This window comes from Nostoc sphaeroides (assembly GCF_003443655.1).
In the GTDB taxonomy this organism is placed as follows: Bacteria; Cyanobacteriota; Cyanobacteriia; order Cyanobacteriales; family Nostocaceae; genus Nostoc; species Nostoc sphaeroides.
The window spans coordinates 5,177,206-5,193,646 of the sequence record NZ_CP031941.1 but is presented as its reverse complement, the minus strand read 5'-3'; the positions used below and the strand labels follow the sequence as shown (position 1 = coordinate 5,193,646).

Below are 16,441 nucleotides of genomic sequence, written 5' to 3'. Positions count from 1 at the left end.
TTAGAGGTTTCCGTTAATTTTGCTGTTGAAACCGTAGACTTGGCGAGTACCAACGAGAGGGATTAGAGTTATTTCTTTTTCGTCGCCTGGTTCAAAGCGAACTGCGGTTCCGGCTGGGATATCCAGGCGCATTCCTCGCGCTTGTTCTTTGTCAAACTTTAAGGCGGTGTTAACTTCATAAAAGTGATAGTGAGAACCTACTTGTATGGGGCGATCGCCTGTATTTGACACTTGCAATTTTATAGTTGGACGACCAACATTTAGTTCAATTTCACCTTCTGGTGTGATAATTTCCCCAGGAATCATAATAAATTTAAAGTTCCAAACTTAACGAATTGGATTATGTACTGTCACTAACTTTGTGCCATCAGGAAAAGTTGCTTCTACCTGCACATCATGCACCATTTCAGATATACCTTCCATGACATCATCTCGCGTCAATAGAGTTGTACCATAACTCATTAATTCAGCTACAGTTTGCCCATCCCTAGCACCTTCTAAAATCGCAGCAGAAATATAAGCGATCGCTTCGGGATAATTCAGTTTTAAACCCCTTCCTTTCCGTCTTTCTGCTAATAAAGCAGCAGTAAAAATTAATAGCTTATCTTTTTCCTGCGGCGTAAGTTGCATTCTTATCTTCCTCTTGGCGTTCTTGGCGTCTTGGCGGTTCGTTCAAACCTGCCACACTCTTGGTATACAATTACCACGATTCAAAAAAGAAACTCGCAGCAACTGCCAAACATTAATAAACCAGTTTCTCACCTCAGATGTAGAAGCACCGCGATATCGGCACAATAATCCATGTTGTAATCGGCTAACACCCGCATCTCCTTCCCCATGCCATAAATTTCGCGTTTTTTCGACAATTTCTCCTGAAACTGTACCACCAACCCAAACTAGACTACCTACGATTGGTTTTCCAGCCAAGCCATGAGGACTGTGAAAAGTTTTTTCGCTACCCCGTAACCATTGCCGATCAATCCACAAAGGAACACCTTGCTGCCAAATTTCCGTGTGCGATCGCCATTCTCCCTGTAAGAATTTTTCTCCTCTAGCACTGCGACCAAATCGGGTAATTTCCCAGCCTAACCAACTGCCCCCGGTTGCTAATTCTACCCGTAAATCTTGCCGATAAATCGCGTCGTTAAATAAAATTGTCTCTTGCGGTAGCCATTCTAAACAAGCAGCAGCGTCAACCTGCATCTGGATGGTTTGTCTAGCTTGTAAGCCATTGCTGCGGTATATTTTGCTTGCAGCAGCCGTGGTGATTAAGGTTTGGGCTTGGGGTTGGAGGTGGATGTTAGAGGATAGGCGATCGCCTCCCACCATTCCCCCAGCCGTGTGTAAAATGACGCTATGACAAACTTTTTCTCCTTCTGGGTAAAATGGGCGTTGTACCTTCAGGGGCGCTTGTTGATGATTGTAAATTAATTGGGTTTTACCCTGGCGATCGGCATAGACTAAATTAAGTTTTCCATGCCAACCTTCTGCTGTTTGTGAATTGCAGGTCATTTAGAAATTGTTATTTTTAAATTACTTCGCCAAGGTGTACGCTAGTGCGATAGACCATATAGACAAAACCACTTTCATCACGAAAGCGCTGATATAATTCTTGAAAATTATCAATAAGCTGTTCGTATGCCGAGCCTTCACGCGGAAGGTAAGAAACACTCATTGCTCGTCCAATAAGTCCAGTTAAATCTAACTGTTGTCTATAAGTAAAATTATATTCACGGATGTTAACAAAATGGGGAGTTACTAACAATGGCTCTACCGACTGCATTCGAGATTCTGCTGGATGATTATTAGATGCTTCGCGGACTATTCGGCTATATTCTGTAGTTAACGCATCTTCTTGATCGCGGTTATTCCACACCACAGCAGGAAAATGAGCAATTCTAGATTTAAGTCGATTGTGCCGATTTAACGAACTTTGGGGGTTTAAGTCAAGAGCTTCTATCAAGCAGCGCGTGAAAGTGTCGGGGTATAAATCCCCGTCACAAAACGTAATTGCGAATTGCGAACTTGTGCCGAGCGAAGTCGAGGTATTGCGAATTGCGAATTGTTTTAATGCTTCTATGTAACTATGTCCCGGATTAGTAATAGTATGCCCAGGATTAGTGGAATCTGTCTTCCATTCCTGAGTTGCACCCTTTGCTAAGGTAGCAAAAATCATTGCTTTTAATAAACACTCAATGGTTACACTTCGTTATTTTCTTGTTTGAAACACCTGAATCTTGACACAAAAAAATAGCCGCCTCCGCAAAGGAAGCAGCTATTTTTACAAATTATGTAACTACAAAGTATTAGTAATCGAAGTCGCCGCCGCCGCCAGCACCAGCGCCAGCAGGAGCGCCATCCTTAGGCTCAGGCTTGTCAACTATAATACATTCGGTTGTCAACACCATGCCAGCGATGGAAGCAGCGTTTTGCAGAGCAGAACGAGTCACTTTCGCAGGGTCAACAATACCAGCAGCTAACAAATCGACGAATTCGTTTGTCGCAGCGTTGTAGCCAACGTTGAATTCTTTCTCTTTGACGCGTTCAGCGATCACAGCACCATTCTGACCGGCGTTTTCAGCAATCCGCTTCAGAGGTGCAGGTAAGGCACGAACGACGATCAACGCACCAATCAACTCTTCGTCCTTAAGATTGCTCTTTGCCCACTCTTCCAATTCAGGAGCAAGGTGAGCCAGAGTTGTACCACCGCCAGGAACAATACCTTCTTCCACAGCAGCTTTGGTGGCGTTGATAGCGTCTTCTAGACGCAACTTCTTGTCTTTCATTTCGGTTTCGGTTGCTGCACCAACTTTCACTACAGCAACACCACCAGAGAGTTTAGCAAGACGCTCTTGTAATTTCTCTTTGTCGTAAGAAGATTCGGTTTCATCGATTTGACGACGAATCTGTTCGACACGAGCCTTAACTGCAACTTCGTTACCTTCGGCAACAATTGTAGTGCTGTCCTTGGTGATGGTGATCCGGCGAGCTTTACCCAGGCTATCCAGCTTGGTGTTATCTAGCTTCAAACCAGCATCTTCGGTAACTAGTTGACCACCAGTTAAAACAGCGATGTCTTCTAGTAGTGCTTTGCGGCGATCGCCAAAGCCAGGAGCCTTAACAGCAGCCACGTTGAGTACACCGCGCAAACGGTTTACTACCAAGGTTGCCAAAGCTTCTTTTTCAATATCTTCGGCGATAATCACCAAAGGACGACCAGCACGAGCTACTTGCTCTAACACTGGTACAAGGTCTTGTACCAAAGCGATTTTTTTATCGGTCAGCAGGATGAAAGGCTCATCAAAAACCGCTTCCATCCGCTCCGGGTCAGTAGCAAAATAAGGAGAGATGTAGCCTTTGTCAAAGCGCATCCCTTCAGTGATTTCCAACTCGGTGAACATAGATTTCCCTTCTTCTAGGGAAATTACGCCTTCCTTGCCCACCTTGTCCATTGCTTGGGCAATCATCTGACCAACTTCTTCGTCATTACCAGCCGAGATCGCACCAACTTGGGCAATAGCTTTGGAATCTTCCACTGGACGGGCGTGTTCAGCAATTTTTTCTACCAAGAAGGCAGTAGCTTTGTCAATACCGCGCTTCAGGGAAATTGCGTTAGCACCAGCTGCAACGTTCCGCAAGCCTTCTTTGACGATCGCATGAGCTAAAACGGTAGCAGTGGTGGTGCCATCGCCCGCAGCATCATTGGTCTTAGAAGCAGCTTGACGAATCAGAGCTACACCAGTGTTTTCAATATGGTCTTCTAATTCGATTTCTTTGGCGATCGTTACACCGTCATTAACAATTTGTGGTGCGCCAAATTTCTTTTCTAGGACTACGTTACGACCTTTGGGGCCAAGGGTAACAGCTACAGCCTCAGCCAGGATGTCAATGCCTCGTTCCAAGGCGCGACGGGCGTTTTCGTTGTAGATAATGCGCTTTGCCATAATTTCTTGTTAGTTGTCCTTTGTCATTTATCTTTTGTTCTTCGTCATTTGTCATTTGTCCTTTGTCATTGGCTAATGACTAATGACCAATGACTAATGACCACTAAATAACGACTGCTAAAATATCTTTTTCAGAAAGCAGTACATATTCTTCGGTGCCGAGTTTGATGTCAGTGCCAGCGTACTTCGAGTACAGCACCTTATCGCCGACTTTGATTTCCAATTCCTGACGGTTTCCGTCGTCATTACGCTTGCCAGGGCCAAGAGCCACTACTTCCCCTACCTGGGGCTTTTCCTTGGCGGTATCGGGCAAATACAGACCACCTGCGGTCTTTTCCTCAGAGGCGTTCACTTTTACGAAAACGCGATCGCCTAAAGGTTTAACTGTAGAAACGCTTAGAGATAAAGCTGCCATATTATTTCTTTCCTTTAGAGATTAGCACTCTCAACTCCTGAGTGCTAATCTACCGAAAAGTAGCGTCCAATGGCAAGAATTCTTTTAGTACGGGTTCCCGAACTAGAGGCTCAGAGATGTACTTAAGTATAAATGCCTAATTGTTTCTACCTTTCGGGTTTTGTTCTGTAAGTTACGAAGAGAGTAGGGAGTGGGGAGTAGGGAGTAGGGAGTAGGGAGTAGGGAGTGGGGAGTTAGGAGAATTCTTATTCCCATTCCCCATTCCCCATTCCCTTCTATTTCCAAAGCTTGGAAATTGTTATAAAACTGTAATCAGGGAGCCGCTCGATAAGTAAAAATACAGTGATCCAGTCTAGCCATCAAATCCCCGAAGCCGCTAAGTCTCTAGAACATAGAGCTTTGAGTATTTGTGTAGAAACTTTAGGACTTGCAAAAATTCAGCGACACATTTTTATTTGTGCTGACCAGATAATTGCTAGCTGCTGCTCAAAACGAGCTAGTCTGGAATCCTGGGAATACTTAAAAAAGCGACTTAAAGAGTTAAAATTTGATGAGCCGCAACAGAGTCATCCCATTTGCGTTTATAGAACTAAAAGCCAACTGCTTGCGTGTTTGTTGTTCTGGACTCATAATGGTGGTTTACACTGATGGTGTCTGATATCGCCAAGCAAGCCCGGAAGTTATTGAGCGGATCATCCAAGAACACTTAATAGGCAATAAGGTGGTAGAAGAATATGCGTTTTTCAACCATCCTTTGCCAGAAACTTCCCTAGTTTCTTGTAAACACCTCATAGAGGCTTAATAACCGAAGGATATGGTACAGCAGTAAGCTTTAAGAAAGTGCGGGTTGGTTTTGAGGTAGGGTCATCTTTAAGCCAATACTTACTTGTGAGTCAGAAGGATTATTATTTAATCAGTGTTTTTTCGCCCGCCACTTTCAATGCGATATATAATAGCGCATTATAGATACTACTGCTATACGTATCCTTGCTGGACTTTTGCTATCTAGCTACTAGTCTCTTGAAAGTGCTCGGCATTTTTGAGGTTTCGAGACAGCAAAGGCAAGTTAAGTAGGATAAAAGGACAACATCTCGAAATAACCCACCATAGAGGATAAATATTCAAGACTTTGATGGACCGAAGCGCAACAAGTGCCACTGCTATGAAAGAGCCCAGCATGAAAGATCACAAACGACTTCTATTGATTGATGATGACCCTAACCTCATCTTGCTGGTGAAGGATTACTTAGAATTCCGGGGATACGAAGTCATCACCGCCGAAAATGGGCGTGAAGCTCTGGAAATTTTAGAGCAAGATGTTCCAGACATGATTATCTGCGACGTGATGATGCCGGAAATGGACGGATATACTTTTGTGGAACAAGTCCGGCAAAACGAACGCACCAGCTGGATTCCGGTTCTTTTCCTTTCAGCTAAGGGACAAAGTGCAGACCGAGTTAAGGGTCTGAATAAAGGTGCTGATGTTTATATGGTCAAACCCTTTGAACCAGAAGAACTCGTAGCGCAAGTTGAATCCTCACTGAAACAAACTATCCGTTGGAAAGAACACCAAGCAAAAGGAGGCGAAAACGGTTCCCGTATCCAGGTTCCCTTCGATGTGCAATTAACCCCAACCGAACTGAAAGTAGTCCAGTTTGTCGCTAGGGGTTTAGCTAACCGGGAAATTGCTGAAGAACTAAATGTTAGTCAGCGCACAGTTGAAAGTCATGTGTCCAATATGTTGGGCAAAACCAATCTCCACAACCGCACTGAACTAGCGCGGTGGGCGATTGAAAATCAAATGGCTTAAACAAAGTTAAGAGTTAAAAGTTAGGAGTTATAAATTATGAATTTTTTAACTCCTAACTCCTAACTCCTAACTAAGATTTACCACCCATCTTCTTCAGGGCTGGATTGGTGCAAAACTTCTAAATCTAGTTCATCCAGGTAAGTTAGGGCGCTTTCAATCTGAGAAACAGTACCTCGCAGTTCCAGATCGAAGCAGCTATATTGTGGCACGTTTGCGCTTACCTGAGCATCAGCAATAATCACTGTGATGCCATAGTGAGAAACCAGTCGTGAAATGACTGGTTCCTCATGTAAGTCTTTAGGAATGCGAACTTGGATACGACTTTGGGTGCGTCTATTATCTAAAATATCTGTATTAGATTTTACTTGTTTATTTGGAATTGCCATTCTAGCTTCCTACTCGACTTCTGGGATGAGGGTTTTACTTTGCACAATTGTTTTAACACTAGCGTTACTTATCCCACCCAGGCAAGCAAGAAAGTATTTGCCTTGGCAAACCATTAATCTAGTATGTAGTAGATGTGAAGAATTGCTCATAATTTGGTAGTTATGAGCTTAATTGTTATGGCGGTTTTCGAGCAAATCAAATCTAGCCAATCTGTAGGGTTACAACAATTGTTGTAACCCTAATTTATTGTGTATGAAATTAAAGAACTGCTACATTAATACCTGATACTCTTTCTTTAAGGCTGCCATGTATGACAATATCTGTAAATTCATTGCCGAAAACTTCAAAGATGACTTGGCAACTTGGTTACTAGGTTCACCGATTAAATTAACAGAACTTAGCCCTACTGAATTATCAAGCGAACCAATTCGCGCCGATTCATTAATTTTATTGCAATCTGATGATTTAGTTCTACATACCGAATTTCAAACCGACGCTGATGAAGATATCCCCTTTCGGATGCTAGATTATCGGGTTAGGGTTTATCGCCGCTTTCCTAATAAAGAAATGCGCCAAATAGTAATCTATTTGAGAAAGACAAGTTCACAATTAGTCAATGAAAACAGTTTTAGATTAAACAACACTTACCATCAGTTTGAGGTAATACGCCTGTGGGAACAACCTACAGACAGGTTTATGAGCATTCCAGGTCTATTACCCTTTGCCGTGCTAAGTTCAGACAAACGATCCTACAATGGTATTAACTGAAGTAGCCAAAGCAGTTGAAGCAATTAGCGATCGCCAGCTACAAAGAAATATAGCTGCTGCTAGTGGCATTTTAGCAGGTCTGGTGTTAAAGAAAGATGTAATTAGGAAGATTTTAAGGAGTGAGATTATGCGCGAATCAGTAGACATCTCCGAAAACGTTCAAAGCCTTTATATGGCTAGGCTATAGTCCGTAAATGCAATCATCCTAAATTAGCTAGTTTGTACGATAGAATAAGGCTTTGAGATATTTCCTGTTGATAATCAGGCAAAAACATCTAGTTATGTGCGTTAATTTTAACCTAATGACATAGCGGATATTTCTAATGGTAATATTAGCGCTCTAATTCGTAATCTGACTAATCCACAAATTGTCAAAATAACTTGTTCATACTTTTTTGGATTTAACCTAAATCTGTCTTGAACAACTCGAAATATTTTTACCGAACGGATTCGATGTTCGACAAATATTCGTTTAGAGGAGAATGCCTTGTTTGATTTTTTCTGGTCAGATGTTAACTCTTTATTTCTTGGTTTCTTAATGGGAGTATCAATTAAATCTTCTCCTAAATAACCTAAATCTCCCTTAAAACTTTGTTTTGGGTCAAAATTATCACGATTTTCTCTAAACATTGTTATATCGCTTTTAGTACCTGGTTCTCCTGCCACAACATCAACGATGTCTCTACCATCTGGCATGATGATTATTTGGCTTTTAAATGTGTGATTACTCTTTTTTCCTGAAAAATATTTTTCTTGTTCCTCGTTATCTCCAGGTCTTTCCCTGACTTGTTCATAGCTGTCTACAATTAATTCATACTCTGTAAGTATTTCTTGAACTACGATCAAGTCAGACTCGTTTTTTTTCACTTGTTCAAGTAAACTGCATGGAAGCAATTCTCTCAGTATTGGCAACCAATAATTAAATGTGTCATTCGCTGTCGATTCACTCACTCCAAACTGGATACCAAGAAGTTGAAATGTCGTCATTTGTCTGAGATACACCAAGGTTAAAATTATTTGTTCCTTAACAGATAGTTTTGGTTTTCTACCTCCACCACCAGCAATAATTCTAATTTTTTTTGATTCTCGTAAAGCTTGTTTTTCATAATTTAATTGCTCGGCATTTTCGATTAATTGTTGTAACTGTTCATACTCCAGACCAATTAACCTCCGTGTTTCTTTAGGATTTTCTTCAATATGCTTCAGTATATCACTCATGTTTATGTGTCAAAAAACTTCTCTAATATTCTTTTATCACAGAATGATACTATTTTGGAGATGTCTAGTCATTTATCAAGAAATCCTAGAAGAAGGCGAAGCCAAAGGCAAAGCAGAAGGAAAAGCAGAAACAACAAGAAAGTTGGCTTTAAATTTGTTGCGAATTGGCATGAGTTTAGAACAAATTTCTCAAGTTACTGAATTATCTATTGAGCAAATTCAAGTTTTACAAGAGGAGATTCAAAATTCTTAATTTTAATTAATCGCTTTAGAAAATACGTGCCTATACAAGCAAAACCCGCGATCGCGGGTTTCAAAGTATTAGTCCACGCAGACAGAATTGGTTGGTGCAAACGCGATAACAGGTCTAAATCTTAAACTAAAACTCAGCACTTTGTGGTGTACGCGGGAAGGGAATCACATCACGAATATTTCCCATACCAGTTATAAATTGCACGAGTCGTTCAAAACCTAGCCCGAAACCTGCATGTGGAACAGTACCATAACGACGCAAATCAAGATACCACCACAAGTCTTCTGGGTTTAATCCTTGCGCTAACACGCGGCGTTCTAGAACTTCTAGGCGTTCTTCGCGCTGGGAACCGCCGACAATTTCTCCAATTTTAGGTGCGAGAATATCCATTGCGCGGACGGTTTTTTCATCGTCATTCAAGCGCATATAAAATGCTTTGATTTGCGCTGGGTAATCTGTAACAATTACTGGCTTTTTAAACTGTTGTTCAGCTAGATACCGTTCGTGTTCTGATTGTAAATCTAAACCCCAACTCACTGGATATTCAAATTTAACATCAGCTTTTTCTAAAAGTTTGATGGCTTCTGTATAAGTTAAGCGTTCAAACTGATTATTAATAATATTTTCGGCTGTCGCTAACACAGATTTATCAATGCGTTCATTGAAAAATTCCATATCTTCTGGGCAAGTTTCCAACACATATTTAAAAATGTGTTTGAGAAACGCTTCAGCTAAATCCATATCGCCTTCTAAGTCACAAAATGCCATTTCTGGCTCAACCATCCAAAATTCTGCTAAGTGGCGGGACGTGTTGGAATTTTCTGCACGGAAGGTAGGGCCAAAGGTGTAGACGTTACTAAACGCCATCGCCATAACTTCCGCTTCCAACTGGCCGCTAACTGTTAAATATGTGGGTTTGGCAAAAAAGTCTTGGCTGTAATCTACTGCTTGATTTTCTGTGCGGGGAATATTCTTTAAATCCAAACTGGTAACGCTAAACAGTTCACCCGCGCCTTCGCAATCGCTAGCAGTGATGATGGGTGTATGTACCCACAAAAAGCCTCTTTCGTGGAAAAATTGGTGAATTGCTGTCGAACAAGCATTTCTGACGCGGAAAACTGCACCAAATGAATTAGTACGCGATCGCAAATGTCCAATGGTTCGCAGAAACTCAAAGGAATGGCGTTTCTTTTGCAGGGGATATGTATCGGGATCAGCTTCTCCGTAAACTTTCACTGTCTCGGCTTTCAACTCAATTCGCTGTCCTTTACCAAGGGAAGCCACCAGTACCCCTGTAGCCTCAACAGCAGCACCTGTATTCAATTTTTTCAATATAGCTTCGTAATCTGGCAAATCCTGATTAATGACGACTTGCAAATTAGCTAGTGATGAGCCGTCATTGACTTCAATAAAAGCAAACCCTTTGGACTCGCGTTTCGTCCGCACCCAGCCTTGCACTTGGAGGGACTCATCAGGTTGGCCACTTCGCAATATTTCTGCAATCCGTCGATTTGCCATATTTTACAACTTATATTTCGTCAACGTAAAAAGTACATATATTAAAGAATCTTAACTCTTTAACCCAATCCAAAATCCAAAATCCAAAATTGGATTTATCCAGCATAAGACTTTAATATCCAGCCTATGATAACGCCCATTCCACCAAAGCGGACGACTTGCCAAAAAGGTTTTTTGAGGCTACGCCAAGAAAATAACTGGCTTTCTAAGTTTAGTTCTAGCCTTTCCAACTGTTGTTGAATGTGCCGTAACTCTGCTTTGATTTCTGGTGTTTGAGATTTATTGTGCTTTAGTTGATCGCGGCGCTGTTGCCATTGTGCCTGTTGTTGGCGATCGCGTTGCACTTGATCGTAACGTTCTTTTAAGGATAGGAGCGATCGCTCTAATTCCTCTAGTTCTTGTTCAAAATCTGGTTCGGGATTTTCTGCTGACGGGTGTGATTGTTTTGGCGGCTTCATTTACAAGTAGTACAGTAGAAGTAAATGCAAATGTGCCAATAGTTATGTCCCAATCTACCCAGCTGCCGAAAACCAGTCAACTGAATGAACTTAGTACTCTAGAACTTGCTCAAGCCCTGATGGAAAGACTAAGCATTTCCCCTAACGATTGGCATCGCCTCAAGTCTAACCGCAATTCTCGCGCTAATGAACAAGTGGCAGCAGCGATTGTGTATCTTTTAAAGAATCAGCCACAAGAAGCTCAAGCTAGATTAGAACAAGCTATTGGTTGGTTAGATCGCTCCATTTCTGCCCCTCCCTGTCCGACTCACGGAAAAAGTTAAAAGTTAGGAGTGAGAAGTTAAAAGTTTTAAACTCCAAACTCCAAACTCCAAACTCCTAACTCCTAACTCCTAACTCCAAACTCCAAACTCCTAACTCCAAACTCCAAACTCCAAACTCCAAACTCCAAACTCCAAACTCCAAACTCCTAACTCCTAACTCCTAACTAAGTTACCGCCGCAGAGATAATCCCCGACGAGTTTCCATTTGTTTACAAAGTCTCAATTCTGTGCCTTTGCGGTTCCACTCTACCTGATCAAAGATTTGATGCAGAAGACATAAACCACGCCCATTTTCTGATTCGTCTGGTGGTAAATAGTCTGTTGGTTCTTCTTCATTACTAGATGAAGGAGTAAAGCCGCTACCCTGGTCTGATATTATCCACCAATATTGATTATCTATTAAGGAAAAACGGACTACGACTGTTTTACTTGGATCAAGATTATTGCCATGTTTAGCTGCATTTACTAGGGCTTCTTGAAGCCCTAGCCGCAGTTCTGCTTGTAATTTTGCTGGAATTTCTGCCAACAGTAAATCTAATATTGGACAAAGGTAGAGAGTTGAGGCAAAACTAATAGTGCCCCAATAACGTGCAACTGGACGGAGTGAAATTGTAATCACAAGAGAAACCCCATAGCTTTCAGTTAGCTAGACATCAGTTTGCTATTACAGGCACCCTGATAAAATTGAGGTGGTCATGCTGCCTTCAAACTTGCGTCTTAAAAACTAAATTTTGAAAATGCTAGGGAGCATTAGCTCTATAGTATGAGTTGGGATTGTTTAGATATTTAACGGCTGTAATAGTTTTGATAATGAATTAAGCAACTTAAAAAGATGCTAGTAATTTGACAGAGTATTGGCATACTCTAGTTAATGCCGATTCGTAATTTACACAATCCAATTCATATTTCTAAGAACCTATGCAACTTGAATTTATTTAAACAAAATGGATTTTTATTTTTGCCTTAATTCAATTTTAGCATCTTTAGTATGCACTCGACTAAAAATTTCAAATTTCAGTTTTTGTAAAGGAATTACTATCCTTGTGCAAATCTGATAGCACAAGAAAGGCCGCAGCTTCAACATGAGCAGTTTGAGGGAAAAAATCAGCAGGTTGTACCCGTGTGATAGTATATTGCCCATCTTGACAAAGCAATTTCAGGTCACGGGCGAGGGTAGCTACTTTACAGCTGACGTAAACTATCCGAGATGGTTTCAGTTGCCGTAAAGTGTCGATGACAGCGCGATCGCACCCCTTACGTGGCGGATCGAGTATTACTACTTCTGGTATTGTGCCCATTTTTGGAAGCAATTTCTCTACTGCCCCGACAAGGAAAGTCACATTATCAATTCCGTTGCGGTGGGCATTCAAAATAGCTTGTTCTACTGCTGCTGGTTGCACTTCTAATCCTGTAGCCATCCGTACTTTTTTAGCGAGGGGTAAAGTTAAAGTTCCAATACCACAATAGGCATCAACTAGCAACTCATGCCCTTGAAGATTGAGTTCTGATTGAATTACCTGCAATAGTGCTTCTGCTGTTTCTGTATACACTTGGAAAAATGTATCTGGGCGCACTTGAAATTCCAGTCCAGCAAAATTTTCACGCAGGTGGGGGACTCCAGCGATGCAACGGGTTTCTGATCCAAAGATAGCATTTGTGCGATCGCTATTGCGGTTAAGTGATACTCCCACTAACTGCGGATAACGCTTTAACCATTCCTGCGCTTGAGTTTCAATTCCTGATAAATTCCAGTCTTTCACCACCAAAGTCAGCAACATTTCTCCAGTGTGTCGGCCAATGCGTAAACCAAGATGGCGAATTTGTCCAAGGTGGCGCTGTTCGTCATAGATTCGCCAACCCCGTTGCTGAATATCTTGCTTAACTTCGGCAAGTAAGGGATTTAATCGTGAATCTTGGACTGGACATTGATTTAAATTAATTAATTGGTGACTACCTTTTTGGTAATAACCAGCTTGTACCTGCCCCGTTGCGGATATTCCTAAAGGATATGTAGATTTATTACGGTAGCCCAAAGCAGAAGGGGCGGCGAGTACCGGATCTACCGGTGGTTGAATAAAACCGCCAATGCGTTCTAAAGCTTGGATAACTTGATTTTGCTTGGCTATTAGCTGGTAATCATAATTAACATGCTGCCACTGGCAACCACCGCATTTATCCGCCACAATACAACTGGGTCTGATCCGGTGGGGAGATGGCTCCAATAGCTCCTGGAACTTCCCGTGGGCGTATTTTGGTTTAACATGTACCAAACGGACAATGGCGCGATCGCCTGGTACAGTATCTGGGACAAACACTACACGCTCATCAGCGCGTCCCACACCATCACCTGTATCACTCAAGTTAGCGATCGTTACTTCAATCAATTCACCCTGTTGCCAAATTATTTTAGTCATTAGTCATTAGTCATTTGTTATTGGGCATTGGGCATTGGGTATTGGGCATGGGGCATTGGGCACTTGTACTGAGCGAAGTCGAAGTATTGGGCATTGGTTATTAATTCTTGTTCCTCATCTCCCTCATCTCCCTCATCTCCCCCACTCCCCACTCCCCACTCCCTACTCCCTAAAAAGATAAATTCAATACATAAGTAGCTCCTATCTCTTCACTTGTGTACCTCCAACTCGCTAAACTAACAGATAATATTTCAGGTGATTTCAATAATCATGACTGTAATTAGCCAAGTTATTCTCAAAGCCGACGACGAACTGCGTTATCCCAGCAGTGGCGAACTTAAAAACATCAAAGACTTTTTGGAAACCGGCGTACAACGGACGCGGATTGCGGCTACCTTAGCCGAAAACGAAAAAAAGATAGTTCAAGAAGCAACCAAACAACTTTGGCAGAAGCGTCCTGACTTTATCTCCCCCGGAGGTAATGCTTACGGCGAACGCCAACGCTCTCTATGTATCCGCGATTTTGGCTGGTACTTGCGTCTAATTACTTATGGTGTGCTTGCTGGCGACAAAGAGCCAATTGAAAAAATTGGTTTGATTGGTGTGCGGGAAATGTACAACTCATTGGGCGTTCCCGTGCCTGGAATGGTAGAAGCGATCAATTCCCTCAAAACAGCCTCCCTTGGCTTACTGAGTGCAGAAGACGCTGCCGAAGCAGCACCCTACTTTGATTACATCATTCAAGCGATGTCTTAATACAAAGTGTGTGCTGGTTCTAGGAGTATACTTCCGCTCTACTAAAGTGAGTGCAATAAGCGCTCGATAGGCATAAGATACCCAATTTGATCATACCTTCCCCACATTTGGTAGTGGCTATGGCTAAATCTCTGTCAAGTTACTAACCAGTTGTGGGGAAATTTATTTAAGTATAGTTATGGGGCATGTCTCAAAGGATGAAGGATATACGGACATAAAAAACCGACAGTCCTTGATTAAGGCTGTCGGCTATTAAGTGTGTTCCCTATTAATGACTCGGCTAGAGTTCAGTTGTCATTAATTATGCCTAGTTAGCGATCGCAAAGAGACGATCCTAATCATAGATATGTGTGATTCTCGTCACATGATTATTACAACTAAACTGCATATCCTCGAATAATCTCTGAGTATCAGTATATATAAGCAAATTCTGGTGTCAAAAGTTTAAGTAATATTACTTAGTTAAGTTATCTTTAAATATAGCGCTTAAATTTACACAAAAGTAGAAGTGCGTAGCTTGCGATCGTAGGCATCGGGCTTTGCAACATAAATTAATTAGCATCCCAAAATACTTTTAATGCTATTCACCAACACAGCTACTAATTCCAATGATGCGGTGGTTGCACCAATTGTATTAAGCATTGCTCCCACTGCTGCTGATATTGTCTCCATACTAGCTCCTGCTATAAGCATTGTTATTACTGTACTTGAAATAGAAACAATCCCAGTAGCAGCTATATCCGAACCAGCTAAGATTGCGCCAACTATAGCAATAACAGTAGTCCATTCCAATGGATTAGGACTGTGACAAGCCTGAATAAAGATTATAGGAAAATTCATTTTCCTACTTCAATAATGTTGAATTTAGTTAATGTTAATTTTACAAACAAGCCTTTATTTGTCATAATAGTAAAATTACTCAAATTATCACCCTTCAGCTTAATTGGCTATAAAATTAAGTGTTTTTGCAGTTGCCTTGATTGAGTAAATCACAATAGCGCGATAAGCTTGAGTTAGGGACAAAACTGATTCACAACTGGCAACGTACCTAGCTTGGGGTAACGATGGCAACAGAACAAAAGCACAGCACTTATTTATCAGAAGCCGAAAGCCGTTTGCGTCAACTTTCTATTGAAAAGTTGCGATTAGCAGTTGCGTTTCTGGCTTATTTGCAAGAAACAGAAGAAAAGGAAGTTACTGAAAAAGTATTATTAAATATTCCTGATTTCGCCCAATCTTTCCGCGAGATTGAACAAAATGAAGACAAGTTAGAAAATACTGCCTCAAATCAGATTGCCTCAGATGAAGAGGTATGGCAGGCTTATTTAGCTTCTAAACAGAAATGGCAGGAGGTTTACCGTCGCCTTGCAGACTCCTAGATTTCTTTCTATTTCTCAAGTACTAGACATTCACCAAGATGAGATAAACAGCTTTGGTGGAACATCTGGCGTCAGAGGTTGTTTGAAAAGTATTTCGCTGTGATTGTTAGGCACTTTTGATCCCTCCTAACCCCTTTTAGAAAGGCTACGGTGTACACACAAGTCGAAAAAAGATCAATTTTCCATTGTTCTCTCGTTTATCTCGTTCCCATGCTCTGCATGGGAATGCTCCTCGTGGAGGCTCTGCCTCCAATCTGGCATTGAGTCAGAGACTCAATGAATGCATTCCCAGTCGGAGACTGGGAACGAGGAAAGTCTTATCAAGCTAGGTTTTTAGGACTTGTGTGTACACCGTAGCTTTAAAAAGGGGAAACCGGAATCAAAGTCTCCCAATTTATCGGGGGATTTAGGGGGATCTAAAATTTTTGATACCGACAAGAGGACTTTTCAAACATCCTCTCAGAGACGAAGGTTTGCTAGATTCAGCATTGGCACAACCTCAAGCTACTTTTAGCGGCGAACTTCTCCATCCTACAATTCACGAGCAAGCAGCAGCATACCTGTACCATTTAGCGATGAACCATCCGTTTATTGATGGCAACAAGCGCACTGCATTTGCGGTTATGGATACCTTCATAACCTTAAACGGCTACAGTTTGAACTTATCCCAAGAGCAAGCTTATAACTTGGTGATTCAAGTAGTCCAGAAAGAAATATCCAAAGAAGAATTATCTGCATTTTTGGAACTGCATCTACAAGGCAAGTAAATCGATAGAATAATGCTCTGTCCCCCCAGAG

20 protein-coding genes and 2 pseudogenes are annotated in these 16,441 nt (G+C 41.6%); 8 read left to right on the top strand and 14 right to left on the bottom strand.

The features are described 5' to 3' along the window. From D1367_RS23100 to groES, 6 genes are all read right to left on the bottom strand, one after another. A complete protein-coding gene (locus D1367_RS23100; protein ID WP_181984932.1) occupies positions 1-306 on the bottom strand; it encodes an urease subunit beta in 306 nt (101 codons plus the stop codon). 21 nt (positions 307-327) lie between these two features. Further along, positions 328-630, bottom strand: coding sequence for an urease subunit gamma (gene ureA / locus D1367_RS23095; RefSeq protein ID WP_114081110.1), 303 nt, complete (start codon positions 628-630; stop codon positions 328-330). 42 nt (positions 631-672) lie between these two features. Further along, positions 673-1,512, bottom strand: coding sequence for an urease accessory protein UreD (locus D1367_RS23090; protein ID WP_118168501.1), 840 nt, complete (start codon positions 1,510-1,512; stop codon positions 673-675). A gap of 16 nt (positions 1,513-1,528) precedes the next feature. Continuing rightward, the gene (locus tag D1367_RS32375; RefSeq protein WP_228674766.1) at positions 1,529-2,176 is read right to left on the bottom strand and encodes a hypothetical protein; all 648 of its coding nucleotides are present in this window, start codon (positions 2,174-2,176) and stop codon (positions 1,529-1,531) included. Between the two features lie 130 nt (positions 2,177-2,306). Then, entirely contained in the window at positions 2,307-3,944 is a 1,638-nt protein-coding gene (gene groL, locus D1367_RS23080) for a chaperonin GroEL (protein WP_118168499.1), read from the bottom strand. A gap of 103 nt (positions 3,945-4,047) precedes the next feature. Further along, positions 4,048-4,359 (bottom strand): co-chaperone GroES, encoded by a 312-nt coding sequence (gene groES, locus D1367_RS23075; protein WP_100898362.1) that lies wholly within the window; start codon positions 4,357-4,359, stop codon positions 4,048-4,050. A 342-nt stretch (positions 4,360-4,701) separates the two neighbouring features. Between groES and D1367_RS32370 the strand changes: the two genes are divergently transcribed. Then, positions 4,702-5,007 (top strand): hypothetical protein, encoded by a 306-nt coding sequence (locus D1367_RS32370; protein WP_228674767.1) that lies wholly within the window; start codon positions 4,702-4,704, stop codon positions 5,005-5,007. Between the two features lie 484 nt (positions 5,008-5,491). After that, on the top strand, positions 5,492-6,169 hold the full coding sequence (locus D1367_RS23065; protein ID WP_012407592.1) for a response regulator transcription factor: 678 nt from the start codon (positions 5,492-5,494) through the stop codon (positions 6,167-6,169). Positions 6,170-6,246: 77 nt separating this feature from the next. On the opposite strand, the gene D1367_RS23060 is transcribed toward D1367_RS23065, so the two are convergent. Further along, on the bottom strand, positions 6,247-6,555 hold the full coding sequence (locus tag D1367_RS23060; RefSeq protein ID WP_118168497.1) for an NIL domain-containing protein: 309 nt from the start codon (positions 6,553-6,555) through the stop codon (positions 6,247-6,249). A 307-nt stretch (positions 6,556-6,862) separates the two neighbouring features. On the opposite strand from D1367_RS23060, the pseudogene D1367_RS23055 reads away from it, so the two are divergent. Then, a pseudogene (locus tag D1367_RS23055) lies at positions 6,863-7,478 on the top strand (Rpn family recombination-promoting nuclease/putative transposase); the annotation flags it as partial. 140 nt (positions 7,479-7,618) lie between these two features. On the opposite strand, the gene D1367_RS23050 reads toward D1367_RS23055, so the two are convergent. After that, entirely contained in the window at positions 7,619-8,542 is a 924-nt protein-coding gene (locus D1367_RS23050) for a transposase family protein (protein WP_118168495.1), read from the bottom strand. A gap of 67 nt (positions 8,543-8,609) precedes the next feature. Between D1367_RS23050 and D1367_RS23045 the strand changes: the two are divergent. Continuing rightward, a pseudogene (locus D1367_RS23045) lies at positions 8,610-8,795 on the top strand (Rpn family recombination-promoting nuclease/putative transposase); the annotation flags it as partial. Between the two features lie 126 nt (positions 8,796-8,921). Here D1367_RS23045 and asnS read toward each other — a convergent pair. After that, positions 8,922-10,313, bottom strand: a complete 1,392-nt coding sequence (gene asnS / locus D1367_RS23040) for an asparagine--tRNA ligase (protein ID WP_118168491.1) — start codon at positions 10,311-10,313, stop codon at positions 8,922-8,924. A gap of 95 nt (positions 10,314-10,408) precedes the next feature. Beyond that, positions 10,409-10,771, bottom strand: coding sequence for a sll0565 family protein (locus D1367_RS23035; protein ID WP_118168489.1), 363 nt, complete (start codon positions 10,769-10,771; stop codon positions 10,409-10,411). Between the two features lie 44 nt (positions 10,772-10,815). Between D1367_RS23035 and D1367_RS23030 the strand changes: the two genes are divergently transcribed. Then, positions 10,816-11,094 carry a DUF6439 family protein gene (locus D1367_RS23030; protein WP_094328229.1) on the top strand — a complete coding sequence of 93 codons (279 nt, stop codon included), beginning with the start codon at positions 10,816-10,818 and terminating at the stop codon, positions 11,092-11,094. 169 nt (positions 11,095-11,263) lie between these two features. On the opposite strand, the gene D1367_RS23025 is transcribed toward D1367_RS23030, so the two are convergent. From D1367_RS23025 to D1367_RS31160, 3 genes are all read right to left on the bottom strand, one after another. Next, positions 11,264-11,713 (bottom strand): ATP-binding protein, encoded by a 450-nt coding sequence (locus D1367_RS23025; protein WP_118168487.1) that lies wholly within the window; start codon positions 11,711-11,713, stop codon positions 11,264-11,266. Between the two features lie 388 nt (positions 11,714-12,101). Beyond that, a complete protein-coding gene (gene rlmD / locus D1367_RS23020) occupies positions 12,102-13,508 on the bottom strand; it encodes a 23S rRNA (uracil(1939)-C(5))-methyltransferase RlmD (RefSeq protein ID WP_118168485.1) in 1,407 nt (468 codons plus the stop codon). Between the two features lie 17 nt (positions 13,509-13,525). Beyond that, the gene (locus D1367_RS31160; RefSeq protein ID WP_181984931.1) at positions 13,526-13,660 is read right to left on the bottom strand and encodes a histidine kinase; all 135 of its coding nucleotides are present in this window, start codon (positions 13,658-13,660) and stop codon (positions 13,526-13,528) included. Positions 13,661-13,778: 118 nt separating this feature from the next. On the opposite strand from D1367_RS31160, the gene D1367_RS23015 reads away from it, so the two are divergent. Further along, positions 13,779-14,264 (top strand): allophycocyanin subunit alpha-B, encoded by a 486-nt coding sequence (locus D1367_RS23015; RefSeq protein WP_118168483.1) that lies wholly within the window; start codon positions 13,779-13,781, stop codon positions 14,262-14,264. 555 nt (positions 14,265-14,819) lie between these two features. Here the strand turns inward: D1367_RS23015 and D1367_RS23010 are convergent. Next, on the bottom strand, positions 14,820-15,104 hold the full coding sequence (locus D1367_RS23010) for a hypothetical protein (protein ID WP_118168481.1): 285 nt from the start codon (positions 15,102-15,104) through the stop codon (positions 14,820-14,822). A gap of 224 nt (positions 15,105-15,328) precedes the next feature. Here D1367_RS23010 and D1367_RS23005 point away from each other — a divergent pair, with 224 nt between their 5' ends. After that, a complete protein-coding gene (locus D1367_RS23005; protein ID WP_118168478.1) occupies positions 15,329-15,643 on the top strand; it encodes a hypothetical protein in 315 nt (104 codons plus the stop codon). Positions 15,644-16,068: 425 nt separating this feature from the next. Next, a complete protein-coding gene (locus D1367_RS23000; RefSeq protein ID WP_118168476.1) occupies positions 16,069-16,410 on the top strand; it encodes a type II toxin-antitoxin system death-on-curing family toxin in 342 nt (113 codons plus the stop codon). The last annotated feature ends 31 nt before the right edge of the window (positions 16,411-16,441 follow it).